The organism is Mesorhizobium sp. CC13 (assembly GCF_039907765.1).
Classification (GTDB): Bacteria; Pseudomonadota; Alphaproteobacteria; order Rhizobiales; family Rhizobiaceae; genus Aminobacter.
Genome location: NZ_JARDJI010000028.1, coordinates 1 through 14,582, shown reverse-complemented (window position 1 = coordinate 14,582; position 14,582 = coordinate 1). Strand labels below are relative to the sequence as shown.

The window sequence follows — 14,582 nt, the reverse complement described above, 5'->3', positions numbered from 1 at the left end:
CGCTGCTCGGCTGCCTCGACTACCAGCGAAGCCAATATGGGAATCGTCCATCGTCCTCTTTACGAAGAGAAGGTGGCAGGGGTGTCTTCATGCCGACCGGTATTTCCACGACCTTGCGATAGAGGTGCCACGTCGCGTGGCCGAGCACCGGGATGACGATGGCGAGGCCCGCCAGCAGCGGCAGTGACCCGATCAGCAGCGCGACCGCGACGATCAGGCCCCACAGCAGCATCGGCACCGGATTGCCCAGCACCGCCCGCACCGAGGTCTCGATCGCGGCATAGGCGCCGACGTCGCAGTCGAGCAGCAGCGGAAAGGCGACGACGGTGGTGCAGAGCACCACCAGCGCAAACAGGAATCCGATCAGATTGCCGAGCACGATCAGCGTCCAGCCGCGCTGGGTGGTGAAGAGATCGCCGAGGAACGATGTCATCGACTGCGGCGCAGCCGGCCCGTAGAACCAGGTGTAGAGCGCCTGCGCGACCAGGAGCCAGGCGACGAACAGTGCGAGCAGCATGACGCCGATGACCGCCATCGCGGGAATGGCCGGCGAATGCCTGACATCCAAGGCATGCCACCAGGACGTGTCGAGGTTTTGCTCGCGCCTGCGGCTGATCTCGTACAGGCCTATCCCGGCGAAGGGTCCGAGCAAGGCAAATCCCGACATCAGCGGGAAAATGAGCTGCAGGGCGTTGCCGCCCGACGTCCAGGTGATGAGAAGCACCCCGACGATCGGGTAGATCAGGCACAGGAAAACGTAATGCGACGGCTTTTCCCAAAAGTCGTCGAAGCCCAGGCGCAGCGCGTCGAACACATCCGCCACCGTTATGCGGCGGATGGCGGGATGCTGGAGCGTCCTGGTGGCGCCCGAGTACACATGGAAAATTGCCATGACCACTCCTCCTGGAACAGGTTGGGTGGGGGTCACGGCCCGGGCTCAGCATGACTGGTCACGCCAAAGCCGCGACCTTCACCATGCCAAGGATAACGCGCTTCGAGTGATTTGGCGACCCTGGCCGCACTGCCCGGGACGCTGCCAGGCGCCGCAGCCGGCGGGTCCGGTCAGGCGCCGCGGCGCGCCACCACCGGCACATAGTCCTCCAGTTCGGGCGCGGGGAACGAGACCGAGCCGTTGATCTCGGCCGAGCGGTAGAGCCCCATCAGGATCTCGACCACGGCGAGGCCGTCATGGAAGGTTTCCATCGGCGTCTCGCCCTTGCGGAAGCACTCGACCATGTGGCGGTTCTCGTCGGTGTAGCCATAGACGCCGGCCTCGTCCTCCAGCACCGGCATCAGTCCCTGCTCGGCGTTCTGCTTCTCGACCAGGTCCTCGCCTTCCTCGCCCCTGACCTCGCGCGACATGAAGATCTTGAGACCGGTGTTGAGCGAGTTGAACTCCATCGCATATTCCGGCCCGAGCAGCTCGAGCTGGATGCGCAGGCCGGCGCCGACATAGGCCCAGGAGGTGGTGGCCTCGATCACCAGTTCGTTGCCGTCCTCGTCTTCCAGAAGCACCGTGCCGCGGGCAAAATCCTCCGACGGGCGGTTGCGGTAGTCGACCTCCGCGCCAAAGCGCTTGCTGAGCTGCTCGGCATAGTTGGGCCGCGTCCATTTGAGCGTCGCGACGGTGCCGTTGACCTGCTTGACGGTCAGCGACTTGCGGGAGGCTCCCGGCTTGGTGAGCAGGTGGCGGGCTACCTCGACGCTGTGGCACATCATGTCCGACAGCACGCCGCCGCCCTGCTTGTCGCCCTGCCAGAACCATGGCTCGTGCGGGCCGGAATGCTCTTCCGCCGCCCGCGCGAGATAGGGCCGGCCGGTGGTCGAGGCGGCGCGGCGCCAGACGATGTCCTTGCCGCGCAGCACCGGCGTGCAGAACACCTGGTTCTCCAGGTAGCCGTGGTTGAGGCCGGCATCTTCCGCCAGGCGCAGCATCTCGCGCGCTTCGGCGACGGTGCGGGCGAGCGGCTTCTCGCAGGCGACCGCGATCACCCTGCTTCGCCCAGCCTTCACCTCGGCGTGGATGGTGCGCATCACGTCGAGGCGGGTGTAGTTGGGCGAGAGAATCCAGATCGCGTCGACGTCGCCGGCGTTGACCAGTGCTTCCAGGCTGTCGTGGCTGGTGCAGTGGCCGAGGCCGAGTTCGGCGACGCGGGCGGCGAAGCGGGCGCGGTTCTCCGCCCTGCGGCTGAAGACGCCGGTGACGTCGACATTGCGCACGCCGAGCATGCCCTTGAGGTGGAACTCGGCGATGAAGCCGCTTCCGACGAAGCCTACGCGCAGGCGCTGTCTGGGCAGTCCGGTCATGGTCGTTTTCCCGTCGTCACGATTCTGCGGTCGTTTTCGCCGCGGCCGTGGTGCCACGCACCTTCAGCGCCGTCGGCAGCATCACCGGCTTGCGCGGCGTGGCACCGCCTGACAGAAGGTCGAGAAGCATGGTCATGGCGGCGCGGCCGATGTCGGTGCGCGGCTGGCTGACCGTGGTCAGCGGCGGATAGAAGGCCTCTGAGAGGAACAGGTCGTCGAAGCCGACGACCGAGACGTCGCCGGGCACGTCGAGGCCGAGGCCGCGCAATTCATGGATGACGCCGAAGGCCATCTCGTCGTTGGCGACGAAGATCGCAGTCGGCGGTTCCGGCAGTTCGAACAGGGCGCGGCACAGATGCTGGCCGGTGTGCAGCAGATAGTCGCCGCGCTGCTCGTAGCCGGCGGGGATGGCAAGGCCGGCGGCTGCCATCGCCTGGCGATAGCCCGCGCGGCGGCTGATGCTCATGAGCTCGGGAACCGGGCCGGAGATGTGGGCGATGCGCCGGTGGCCGAGCCCGATCAGATGTTCGACCGCGTTGCGGGCGGCGGCCTCGTTGTCGACCATGACATGCGGGAAGCCGGCGTTCTCGATCTCCTCCAGCGCCACCACGATGGGCGCGCCGCCGGCTGCCTGGCCGGCAAAGCCGGGGCGCTCGGGCAGCTTGCCGGTCATCAGGATCATGCCGTCGGCATGGCCGTCGCGCAGCATGTCGAAATATTCGATCTCGCGGTCGGAGTCGTTTTCCGTGTTGCCCATCAGCACCGAGTAGCCGGCGGCGCGGGCGGTCGCCTCGACCCCCTTGAGGATCTCGAGATAGAACGGGTTGCCGACGTCGCGCACCACCATCAGCACCGCCATCGCCTTCTGCGTGCGCAGGTTGCGGGCGCTGACATTGGGCCGGTAGTTCATCTCGCGCGCCACGTCGCGGATACGGCTGAGCGTCGGTTCGGCGACCAGTCCGCTGTCGTTGAGCGCCCGCGACACGGTGGCGGCCGAAACGCCGAGCCGCTCGGCGATGTCCTTGATCTTGGGACGTTCGTTCATCCGCGCATCGCCCTTCCGCGTCCGTAGAACAGCATCAGCAGGAGCAGGGTTGCGCCGAACACCATCTGCCTGCCGGATTCGTCGATGTTCACCGTGGTCAGGATGCCCTGCAGGATGACCAGCAGCAGGGCGCCGGCCATGGTGCCGGTGTAGCCGCCCTTGCCGCCGGCGAGCGGCGTGCCGCCGAAGACGACGGCGATGATCGAGGGCAGCATGTATTGCTCACCGACATTGGCGAAGGAGGTGCCCGAATAGCCGAGCAGGCAGATGCCGGCAATGGCGGCGAACACACCCGACAGCACGAAAAGCGAAATCCGTGTCGCCCTCACCGGCACGCCGGCCATGAAGGCCGCCTGCTCGTTGGAGCCGATGGCATAGATGCGGTGGCCGTAGACGGTGCGGGTCAGCATGAAGGCCATCAACAGCCCGATCGCCACCCACAGCCAGATGATGCCCGGCAGCCCGAGCAGGAACGGCCGGGTGACGAATTGCGACAGGCCGGGCGCGGCGAGGCCCGAGGGGATGCCGTTGCGCACCACCACCAGCAGGCCCTGCAGCACGCCGAGCATGCCGAGCGTCATGACCAGCGGCGGGATGCGCAGCAGGGTGACGCCGAGCCCGTTGAACAGGCCGATCAGCCCGCCGGCCACGACGCATGCGACGATCGCCGGCAGAATGCCGCCGTCGGCGCCGTTCATGACGTTGCCGGCGATGATGGCCGACAGCGAGATGACCCCGCCGACGGAGAGGTCGATGCCCTCGCGGCCGCCGAGGATGACGAGGTTCTGGCCGGCGGCGACGATGCCGAGCAGGGCAGCCACGATCAACAGGCGCAGGACCTGCTGGACCGAGGCGAAGCCGGGCGACAGCGCCTCGCCGAGCAGCAGCAGTGCCGCGATCAGGATCAGCGCCACCACCAGCGGCCGTTTGAGGAAGGCCAGCACCGGCGAGGTTCCGGTGGTGACGGTCATGCGCGTGCCCTCCGGCCGACGAGCACGCCCGCCATCAGCGCTACAAGGATGGCGAGGCCCTGGACCAGGTTCTGCCATTCCGACGGCGTGCCGACGAAGAAGACGAGCGAGTTGATGAGGCCGATGATCAGCGCGCCGATGATCGAGCCGACGACGGTGCCGTAGCCGCCCGACAGCGCGCTGCCGCCGAGCACCACCGCCGCCACCGAGAACAGGGTCATCTTGCCGCCGACCAGCGGGTCGCCGCTCGCCGTGTCGCCGGTGATGCAGAAGGCGGCGAGCGCTGCGAACAAGCCGCACAGCGCATAGCCCTGGATGCGGATTCTCGTCACCGGCAGGCCGCTCTGAAAGGCAGCCTGGGCGTCGTCGCCGACGGCGAGCAACTGCGTCGAAAGCCGCGTGCGGGCAAGCACGTAGAGCACGACGGCCAGCACGATCACGGCGTAGAAGACGAAGGGGATGTCGAAGAAGCGGCCGCCATAGGTGCGCCAGAAGGCGGCCGGCGCCGGCGTGCCGGCGACCGGCATGACGTAGAGCGCGAGCCCGGTGAAGAAGATCGAGGTGGCGAAGGTGGCGACGATCGCCTGCAGCCTGAGTGCGGCGACCACGAGGCCGTTGACGATGCCGCAGGCGAGGCCGGCGAGCAGGCCTATGCCGAGCGCGGCGACGACCGAGAGGCCGCTGCCGCCCATCTTCTCCATCAGCACGACGATGACGACGTTGACCAGCGACACGATGGCCCCCGCCGAGAGGTCGATGTCGCCGGCATAGACGACATAGGTCTGGGCGATGGCGAGCATCATCAGCGCGAGATAGGTCTTCACCAGCCCGGTGATGCCGATGAAGCTTACGCTGCGCGGCTGGTAGAGGCCGTTGAGGGCGAGCAGCACGATCGCGATCAGCAGCGCCGGCAGGAAGGGGTAGCGCTCGACGAGGCGCTTGAGCCCGCCGGATCTGGTCGTGGGAAGGGTCGCGGTTCCCATCACGCGGCCTCGTATGCTGCCTGGTAGAGATTGTAGCGCGTCCTGTCGGCGCCGGTGAGTTCGCGCCGCACCTGGCCGCCGTTGAAGACGAGGATGCGGTCGGCGTTGTTGAGCAGCTCTGCGTCCTCCGACGAATAGAGCACGATGCCCATGCCCTCGGCCGCCAGCTTGCGGATCAGCGTGAACAGGTCGGTCTTGGCCGAAAGGTCGATGCCCTTGGTCGGGTCGTCGAGCAGCAGCACGTCCGGCCGGTCGATCAGCCAGCGGGCGATGACGATCTTCTGCTGGTTGCCGCCCGACAGCGAATTGATCGGGTGGGCGAGGCCGCCGAACTTGGTGTGCAGGGCCTCGAGCGCCGGCCTGACGCGCTCGGCCAGCGTCGCGGGCCGCGCCAGCCTGAGCTTCCGGCGCAGATAGTGGATCGGCGTCACGTTCTCGAGGATCGGCCGGCCGGAGATGACGCCGTCGCGGCCGCGATCGCCGGAGACATAGGCCAGGCCGCGCCGGATCGCCTCGCGCGGGTTGCTGGCGGCGAACGTCTTGCCGTCGAGCGTGATCTCGCCCGAGCCGACCGGGTTGACGCCGAAGACGGCGCGCAGCACAGAGGACTGGCCCTGGCCGTGCAGGCCGCCGAAGCCGAGGATCTCGCCCCTGGCGACCTCGAAGCCGACATTGGCGAAACCCTTGCCGGAGAGGTTCTTCACCGCCAGCACCGGCGAGCGGTCGGTGGCGGCAATGGCCGGCGGCGCGGCGTGGCCGGGGGCGAGCTCGTCCTGCGCGCCGACCATCAGCCGGATCACCGCCGCCGGATTGGTCTCGGTGATCTTCTCGGTGCCGACGGTCTCGCCGTCGCGGATGACGGTGACGCGGTCGCCGATCGCGAAGATCTCGTCCATGCGGTGCGAGATGAAGATGATGCTGCGGCCGTCGGCCTTGAGCCCGCGCAGGATCTCGAAGAACCGGTCGACCTGGGCTCGGTCGAGCGCCGAGGTCGGCTCGTCGAAGATGAGCACCGGCGCCTCGGTGGCGAGCGCCTTCATGATCTCGACCAGCTGGCGCTGGTCGGCGCGCAGGTTGTCGACCGCCGTCTCGGCGGAGAAGCCTTCGCCGGCGACGGCGCCGAACAGGGCGATGTAGCGGGCGGCGCGCTTTTCCAGCGCGTCGCGGTCGACGAAACCTGCGCGGTTGGCGGGCAGGTCGGGCAGGCAGATGTTTTCGGCCACGCTGCGGTGCCGCGCCAGGCTGAGCTCCTGGTAGAAGATGCCGATGCCGTGGTCGCGCGCCGCGCGCGGGCCGCCAATGGTGACCGGCTTGCCGTCGATCAGGATCTCGCCGCCGTCGGGGCGGACGCTGCCCGCCAGGATCTTGCACAGCGTGCTCTTGCCCGACCCGTTCGAGCCGATCAGCACATGCACCTCGCCGGCGTCGATCGAGAGGTCGCCGCGGCGCAGGGCCAGGGTGGCGCCGTAAGCCTTGCTTACGCCGCGGAGCTCGATTTTGGACATGGCAGTGGCTTCCCGGTGCTTCGTCGGTCGCGGGGACGCAGGCCTGCGGGCAGGCGCGCGTCCCCCGTCCTGGGAGAAGCTTACTTGAACAGCTTTTCGGCGTCTTCGATGGAAAGCTGGCTGGTGTAGGAATAGTAGCCCGGCTTGCCTTCGACCGCCTTGGCGGCGTCGCCAAGGTTCTTGCCGTCGATGAACGGGATCGGCAGGTACATGGCGTTCTTGTACTGCCCAGCCGTCGCCGGCTCCTTCAGCTCCTTGCCCTGCAGCATCAGCACCGCGACGTTGAGCGCGGAAGCCATCACGCCGGGCGGGTTCACCGAGGCGCCCGAGTTCAGCTTGTCCTTGGTCCAGAGGTCGATGAAGTCCTTGCGGATCTCGCCCGTGGCCGCGATCGACGACTGCTTGCCGGCGTCGATGATCGACTTCCAGGCGCCGGCGGCCATGCCGTCCTGCACCCACACGCCGCTGATGTCGGGGTTGGTGGCGAGCAGGTTCTGCATCGCCTGCTGGCCCTGCGCCTGGTCCCAGTTGGCGTTGACTTCGTTGACGATCTTGATGTCGGGATACTGGCCGAACACTTCCTTGTAGCCGGCGACGCGCATCTCGTTGGCCGGGTGGCCGGCGACGCCGTTGATGGCGACGACGTTGCCCTTGCCGCCGAGCGTCTCGGCCAGCCACTTGGCGCCCGCCGCGCCCCAGGCCTTCTGGTCGATGCCGACATAGACGGCGTCGGGCGAGGACACTTCGGCATCGGTGGAGATCACCAGGATGCCGGCTTCCTTGGCCTGGGCGAAGACCGGATCGAAGGCCGTCGGGCTGTTCGGGTTGATGATGATGGCGTTGACGCCCTCGTTGATGAAGTTGCGCACATGCGCGATCTGGCCGGGCACGTCGACATTGGCGCTCTGCACCACCACCTCGACGTCGACGCCCTTTTCCTTCCAGGCAGCCGCGGCCGCCTGCGCTTCCTCGATCATCTGGGTGCGCCATTCGCTGCCGACCCAGCCGTTGGACAGGCCGATCTTGAAGCTCTCGGCCTGGACCGAGAACGCCGACACGGCGAGTGCGGCGACCGTGGTGAGCGCCAGTGCTGCAAGTCTCTTCATTTGCTCCTCCCGATGCAAAACTGCTGCAGAGTATCATAGGCAGATTATGTAATCGATTTCAATCGGCATTTTCCGGCCTTTTCCGGTGTCTGGCGGCCTTGTCGCGCCTGGGAAGATTCTCGCCGGCGACCCGCGATCCTCCTGAACCTTTGCGCCTGCCGGGCCGACCCAGGAGCCAGGCACCGCATGGTGCGGCGCCCCAACCAAGAACCAAGGAAAACCCATGACGGACTACAGCACATGTCACGGGTCACCGGGATCACCCCAGGCCCAGCGTGGCCACCGCCTCAGGCAGTGGGTGGACACGCGACGCCCGGGGGCACTTGCATTGACCCTAGGTGAACCCAAGCGTATCGTTCCAGTAGGGGACAATCGCAGGACTGCAAGGGAGGAAAGTGCCCGGTACCAGCGCTTGGCTCCTGCCTGCGCTCCGGCGCCTTCTTCCGCACTATCCGGGAGAGGTGTCATGGCGCGCTGTGGCGGCGGTAACGATGCACTCGAGACCCGATCCCCGGGTGCGCGCGCGCTGGCGCTCGATGCGGGCATGCTCGCCTTGGCGCTCGCGGCGAGCCTGTGGCTCCCATCGGCGGCCCGCGCACAGCAGACCCAGATCATCAACCCCGGCTCGATGGCCGTCACCGGCTTCTCCGGCACGCTCATCCCCGGCATCGAGGAAGGCCTGCCGCCGGGCGCCGACCCGGTCGACGAAACCTTCATCGACACCGGGCGCGCCACCTTGCGCGTCTTCGACGTCTCCGCCCTCGGCGGGCCGCCGGCAGGCCAGCTCGTCAACACGCCGTTGCCCTTCGAGGTGCTTGCCGGCCAGATCGGCCAGGTCTTCGCGCTGACCTATGACGACGGCGTTCGCGACGGTACGCCATCGGGCGTGCCCGACCTCTACGCGGGCGCGACCTCGCTGCACGGCCTCCGCATCGTCACCCCCGACGCCGATGGTGACGGCAGGCCCGAGCGCCAGCGCCGCGGCGCGGCGGGCGCCAGCTTCATGGCCGGCCAGTTCGGCGAGGAGAGCGGCGGCGGCCCCGGCACGATCTGGCGCATCGACGGCATCACCGGCGCGGTGTCGAAATTCGCCGACGTCGACAGCGACAGCGGCCCCGGCATCGGCGACGTCAGCTTCGACAAGGTGCACCGCCAGTTCTTCGCCTCCGACCTGGACGACGGCCTGATATACCGCATCGACGCCACGGGCGCCGTGCTCGACAGCTTCGACCACGGCGTCGCCGGCAGGCCGGCGCGCGGCCTCGCCGCGGTCGCCGACGACGGCTCGGTGATGGACATCCAGGGGGCCGCCTTCGATACCGAGGATCCGGACAGCTGGGGTTACACCCAGGACGAGCGCCGGGTCTGGGGCACAGCCTTCCACGGCGGACGCGTCTACTACGCGGTCGGCGACAAGGCCGAGATCTGGTCGGTCGGCATCGGCCGCGACGGCCGCTTCGGCGCCGACGCCCGCTGGGAGCTGACGGTCGTGGCCGACGAGGCGCTGCCGGTCACCGACATCGCCTTCGACGGCCGCGGCTTCATGTATCTCGCCCAGCGCGGCGAGGTCGACAACCGCTATGACTATTCGCGCTTCGCCGACGCGGGCAAGGGCGAGGTCGTGCGCTACTGGCGCGAAAGCCCGGACGATCCGGCGACCGAGAGCATCTGGGTGCCGGTGCCGCAGGAATATGCGGTGGGCTTCCCGGAAGGTAACCGCCAGTCGGCCGGCGGCATCGACCTGCAATATGGCTACGATGCGCAGGGGCTCATCAACCCCAACGCCTGCACCGACACCATCGTCAAGACCGGCGACCGGCTGAGGGACAACCCGGCGCTCGCCGACCAGCTGGCGCCGGGCGGACCGTTCGCGGTGCATGGCGTGCAGCTGACCGCCACCTCCCTGGTCAAGCCCGCCAACGTCCCGCCCTTCGGCTCGTGGTTCGTCGATTTCGACAGTTTCTTCGACGACGCGGAAGTCGAGGGCCATGTCGGCGACGTCGAGGTCTGGCGTCCCTGCGAGGGCCGCGCCGGCTACTATGAGCAGATCCCCTATCCGGGCGATTATCCGACGCCGTTGTGGCCGCCGGACTTCCCGCCGCCCGGCAACCTGCCGCCCTGCCTCGACATCGAGGCGGTCGAGTATTTCTGTACCCCGGCCGGGCTCGAGGCCGATCTCTATGTCCGTGACGTTGCAGGCATCGGCGGCGATTCCGTCAAGGCCGATTCCAGGACGCCGGGCGTCGGCATCACGCCGCTGCAGCAGACCAAGCCGGCGGGCGCGCCCTTCACCATCGGCGTGACCGGCAACTTCCCCGGCGACACCGTCAATGTCGGTCTGTGCTTCTACAAGAAGTCGGACGCCGACAAGGGCGGCTACTATCCGTGCTGCAAGGTGGTCGTGCCGCTCGCGACGCCCGCCGCAAGCTGCGAACCGTGAGGGAGGGAGAGATGAACGCTTTCGCTCCCACCCCGCTCGTTTCGCAGAGCAACCCAAACGTCATGGAGACGATCATGAAACCCCTGTCACTCGCCAGGCGCGGAGCGCGCTGGCTGGTGGCGGCAGGTGTCGCGCTCGCCGCCGTGCCCGCCGTTGCCCAGCCGCTTCCCGACGTCGTTCCGGACCTCAGGCTCGACCGCGTCGAGCCGCATCCCGGCCACGACGAGGTGGTGCCGTTCTTCACCAAGAAGGGCGCCCAGCGCAACTGCGACTACGTTATCTACAACCTGCGCTTCGGCGCCCGCGGCAATCCGGACAAGTTCTTCGATCCGGCCTTCGCCAACGGGCTGAAGTCGCTGCGCATGGACTTCCGCGACCAGCTGCCCCCGGGCCTCAGGATCGTCAACGTCCAGGCCTCCGGCGACGGCACCGACGCCGTCGGCGGCCCGCTGCCGGCCGGCGTGATCGGCACGACCGCCAACTCCAACGACACCGCGACGATTGCCGACTTCCGGCTTTCGGCCACCGACCTCGACGGCGTCGGCGGCCCGAACGAGCGCTATGTCGACATCCGCATCACCGCGCTGATCGACCAGGCTGCCTTCCCCGCGCCCGCGGTCGTGGACAACCAGGGCTTCGTCAAGCTGTCGGCGGGTCCGGGCTCGGTCGAGATACCCTCGCACGACCCGTCCAAGCCCGACGACGGCGATTTCCGCACCGGCGAGAAGACCTCGATCCGCATCGACGTGACCGACTGCGAACCGCCCCCGCCGCCGCCCCCGGGCGACAAGGAGGCCTGCTTCAAGGTCGAGCGCGGCGACGTCGACTGCGTGCCGGGCGGCGGCGCCTATATCTACAACATGCCGGTCGGCCCCGAACTCGCCGGACGCTGGGTGCAACTGCGCACCACGACGCCTGGCGTGACCATCGACCCGCCGCTGCAGCTCGTCCCGCCCGGCGGCGGCGTGCTGAACTGGAAGATCGAGGGCGCCGGCCCCGGCGATGTCGTGCATCTCATCGTCACCGGCATCGAGACCTATGCCGGGCCGGAGGAGGGCGTCGGGCTCTGCTGCACGCAGACCATCGACATCGTCATTCCGCCCGATCTGCAGTGTCCGCCCGAGAAGCGGCCCGACATCAAGATCGAAAAGCGCGCCGACGTGGCCCGCTGCACGCCCGAGGGCGGCTGCGACTTCACCATCCGCGTCAGCAATGCCGGCGACGCCCCCTACAACGGCAAGATCGTGCTCGATGAGGTGACCTTGCCCGGCAACGCCTCGATCGACTCCGGCCCGAATGCGCCGTGGACCTGCGTGCCCAACACCAGCCCGATGAGCTGCGAGCATCCGGCGACCACGCTCGACCCCGGCGAATGGGTCGATCTCAACATCGGCTTCAAGCCCGGGCCGGGCTGGGAGGCGCGCTACATCCGCAACTGCGCCGAATACGACTACACCGCAAGCGGCAAGCCCGACGTCTTCGGCCGCACCGACAACGACAAGGCCTGCGCCGCAGTCCCGATCTGCCGCCGCGGCGATCCCGATTGCCGTCCGCCGGTCGAGAAGAAGGTCGACCTGCGCATCACCAAGGACCCGCGATCCGTCGCCTGCACCGCCGATGGCGTCTGCAGCTTCCTGATCCGCGTCCAGAACAACGGCACCGAGACCTATGTCGGGCCGCTGACGGTGATGGACGACTACCCGACGGGCGCGCCGGCGTCGTCGACCTTCGGGCCGACGCCGCCCTGGAGCTGCGGTCCCGCCGGCCCCGGCCAGTTCCGCTGCGACCATCCGGGCGTGGCGCTGGTGCCGGGTGCCTCGGTTCCGCTCTCCGTGGTCGCCATCGTGCCGCCCGACTACCAGTCCGACATCATCCGCAACTGCGGCGAGGTGCGGGCGATAGCGGGCGAGACGGTGCTGGCCAACAACAAGGCCTGCGCCACCATGCGCATCCCGAACCGCGACCCGCAAAGGCCGAACCTCACCGTCGAGAAGACCGGGGACCTCAGGTGCGAGGTCGGCCGGCCCTGCACGTTCGAGATCACGATCCGCAACGGCGGCACGGCGCCCTTCGCCGGCCCGGCCCGCATCGGCGACGCGATCGGCGTGGACGGGCTCGGCCGGCTCGAGGGGGTGACGATCGCCGAGATCAGCCCGCCCTTCGGCTGCACGCCCGAACCGACGACGCTGCCGTCGTCCTGCATTGCCAATGTCAGCCTGGGCGCCGGCGAGAGCCGCGTGCACCAGGTGACGGTGGTGATCCCCGACGACGCCCGCCTGGCCAACCGCAACGCGCCGACCCCGGCACAGAACTGCGTCGCGGTGCTGTCGCCCGACACGCCGGTGCGCAGGCTCGAGCTCGGCGGCGGCGGTGCCGGCCTGCCGGGTGCCGGTGGTGCCTCGGCCTATGCCTGCCACCGCTTCACCATCGCGCAGGAAGAGAAGAAGCAGTGCTCCGAAGGCTTCGTGCTCAACGCCGACGGCCGCTGCGTCTGCCCCGAGGGCAAGACGTTCCGCAACGGCCAGTGCACGAGCGGCGGCGGTTCGGTGACGCCGGTGCCGCCGCCGGTCAGGCCGCAGTGCCGCCTGCTGCCCGGCCAGATCCGCACCCAGGACGGGCGCTGCGTCTGCCCGCGCGGCACGGACCTGTCCAAGGGCAAGTGCGTGTCGACCGAACCGCCGCCGGCACGCCAGTGCAAGCTGCTGCCGGGCCAGGTCCGGACGCAGGACGGGCGCTGCATCTGCCCGCGCGGCACGCAACTGTCCAAGGGCAAATGCGTGTCGACCGAGCCGCCGCCGGCACGCCAGTGCAAGCTGCTGCCGGGCCAGGTCCGGACGCAGGACGGCCGCTGCGTCTGCCCGCGTGGAACGCAGCTGATCCGGGGCGCATGCCGCAAGCCGCCGACGGTGCAGTGCCCGGAAGGCACGTCGCTGGTGCGCGGCCGCTGCGTGCCCGACCGGCAGGACACCGTCTGCCGCCGCGGCGAGGTGCTGATCAACGGGCAGTGCGTGACCATCGAGCGCCAGTGCCCGCGCGGCACGGTCGGCCGGTATCCGAACTGCCGCCCGGTCCGCCAGCCGCCGACGCTGCAGATCCCGATCAACCCGGATGTGTTCCGCGGGCTCATTCCGCAACGGCGTGAGCAGCCGAGGACCAACAACATCATTCCGCAGTGATCGGCCGACCTCATGGAACCCCGCCGGATTTTTCCGGCGGGGCTCTGCTTTTCAGGCCGCCGTGGCGAAAAGGGCGGCATTCCTTTCTCGACATTCGCGCCGCGCGCTATTAGGCAGTCGGAAAAATCGCTCTGCCCGCTGAAAGGCCTGGACGTGACCAACAAGACCCTGATCGCCCCTTCGGTGCTGTCGTCCGACTTCTCCAAGCTCGGCGACGAGGTCGAGGCGGTCGTCGCCGCCGGCGCCGACTGGATCCACCTCGACGTCATGGACGGGCATTTCGTGCCCAACATCACCTTCGGCCCGCCCGTCATCAAGGCGATCCGCGACCGCACCGACAAGGTGTTCGACTGCCACCTGATGATCGAGCCCGCAGACCCGTATCTCGCGGCCTTCGCCGATGCCGGCTGCGACATCATCACGGTGCATGCCGAGGCCGGCCCGCATCTCGACCGCTCGCTGCAGACGATCAGGAATCTCGGCAAGAAGGCCGGCGTGTCGCTCAACCCGTCGACGCCGGAATCGGTCATCGAATACGTACTCGACCGGCTCGACCTGGTGCTGCTGATGACGGTCAATCCCGGCTTCGGCGGCCAGGCCTTCATCCCGGCGGTCATCGACAAGGTCAAGCGCGTCAAGGCGCTGATCGGCAACCGCCCGATCGACATCGAGATCGACGGCGGCGTGACCCCGGAGACCGCGCCGCTGGTCACCGCCGCCGGCGCCAACGTGCTGGTCGCCGGCAATGCCGTGTTCAAGGGCGGGCCGTCGGCCTATGCCGCGAACATCGAGGCGATCCGGGCCGCGGCGGAGAAGGCTGCGATCTGAGCTAAGAAAATTGCCCCTCACCCTTACCCTCTCCCCGTGAAGAACGGGGCGAGGGGGCGTCGGCGTTGCGGCCGGCTTCCTTCTCCCCGTCATTGCGGGGAGAAGGTCCGGCAGGGGATGAGGGGCGGCGGCGAAATTTGCGGAGGTAGTGTGCTGAGAGTTCTGCAAATTCGCTGAGAGAGGGCGGTCATGGCAGGCTGGTGATGTTCAAGGTCACCTGA

10 protein-coding genes are annotated in these 14,582 nt (G+C 68.3%); 3 read left to right on the top strand and 7 right to left on the bottom strand.

Annotation, left to right across the window (positions count from 1 at the left end):
• Positions 1 to 19: 19 nt before the first annotated feature.
• The 7 genes from PV773_RS23345 to PV773_RS23315 all read right to left on the bottom strand — a co-directional run bounded on the left by PV773_RS23345 (position 20) and on the right by PV773_RS23315 (position 7,917).
• Positions 20 to 892, bottom strand: a complete 873-nt coding sequence (locus tag PV773_RS23345) for a DUF2189 domain-containing protein (RefSeq protein ID WP_347968661.1) — start codon at positions 890 to 892, stop codon at positions 20 to 22.
• Positions 893 to 1,062: 170 nt separating this feature from the next.
• Positions 1,063 to 2,307, bottom strand: coding sequence for a Gfo/Idh/MocA family oxidoreductase (locus PV773_RS23340; RefSeq protein WP_347968660.1), 1,245 nt, complete (start codon positions 2,305 to 2,307; stop codon positions 1,063 to 1,065).
• 16 nt (positions 2,308 to 2,323) lie between these two features.
• Complete coding sequence (locus PV773_RS23335) at positions 2,324 to 3,352, bottom strand: LacI family DNA-binding transcriptional regulator (protein WP_347968659.1); 1,029 nt, start codon at positions 3,350 to 3,352, stop codon at positions 2,324 to 2,326.
• On the bottom strand, positions 3,349 to 4,323 hold the full coding sequence (locus tag PV773_RS23330; protein WP_347968658.1) for an ABC transporter permease: 975 nt from the start codon (positions 4,321 to 4,323) through the stop codon (positions 3,349 to 3,351). The genes PV773_RS23335 and PV773_RS23330 overlap by 4 nt, the downstream gene beginning before the upstream one ends.
• The gene (locus PV773_RS23325) at positions 4,320 to 5,309 is read right to left on the bottom strand and encodes an ABC transporter permease (RefSeq protein WP_347968657.1); all 990 of its coding nucleotides are present in this window, start codon (positions 5,307 to 5,309) and stop codon (positions 4,320 to 4,322) included. The genes PV773_RS23330 and PV773_RS23325 overlap by 4 nt, the downstream gene beginning before the upstream one ends.
• A complete protein-coding gene (locus tag PV773_RS23320) occupies positions 5,306 to 6,811 on the bottom strand; it encodes a sugar ABC transporter ATP-binding protein (RefSeq protein WP_347968656.1) in 1,506 nt (501 codons plus the stop codon). Before PV773_RS23320 ends, PV773_RS23325 begins: the two co-directional genes overlap by 4 nt.
• 80 nt (positions 6,812 to 6,891) lie before the next feature.
• Positions 6,892 to 7,917: an ABC transporter substrate-binding protein gene (locus PV773_RS23315; RefSeq protein ID WP_347968655.1), complete on the bottom strand. Its 1,026-nt coding sequence runs from the start codon at positions 7,915 to 7,917 to the stop codon at positions 6,892 to 6,894.
• 544 nt (positions 7,918 to 8,461) lie between these two features.
• Between PV773_RS23315 and PV773_RS23310 the strand changes: the two genes are divergently transcribed.
• From PV773_RS23310 to rpe, 3 genes are all read left to right on the top strand, one after another.
• Entirely contained in the window at positions 8,462 to 10,357 is a 1,896-nt protein-coding gene (locus tag PV773_RS23310) for a hypothetical protein (RefSeq protein ID WP_347968683.1), read from the top strand.
• Positions 10,358 to 10,368: 11 nt separating this feature from the next.
• A complete protein-coding gene (locus PV773_RS23305) occupies positions 10,369 to 13,533 on the top strand; it encodes a hypothetical protein (protein ID WP_347968654.1) in 3,165 nt (1,054 codons plus the stop codon).
• 153 nt (positions 13,534 to 13,686) lie between these two features.
• Complete coding sequence (gene rpe, locus PV773_RS23300; RefSeq protein WP_347968653.1) at positions 13,687 to 14,361, top strand: ribulose-phosphate 3-epimerase; 675 nt, start codon at positions 13,687 to 13,689, stop codon at positions 14,359 to 14,361.
• Positions 14,362 to 14,582 lie beyond the last annotated feature (221 nt).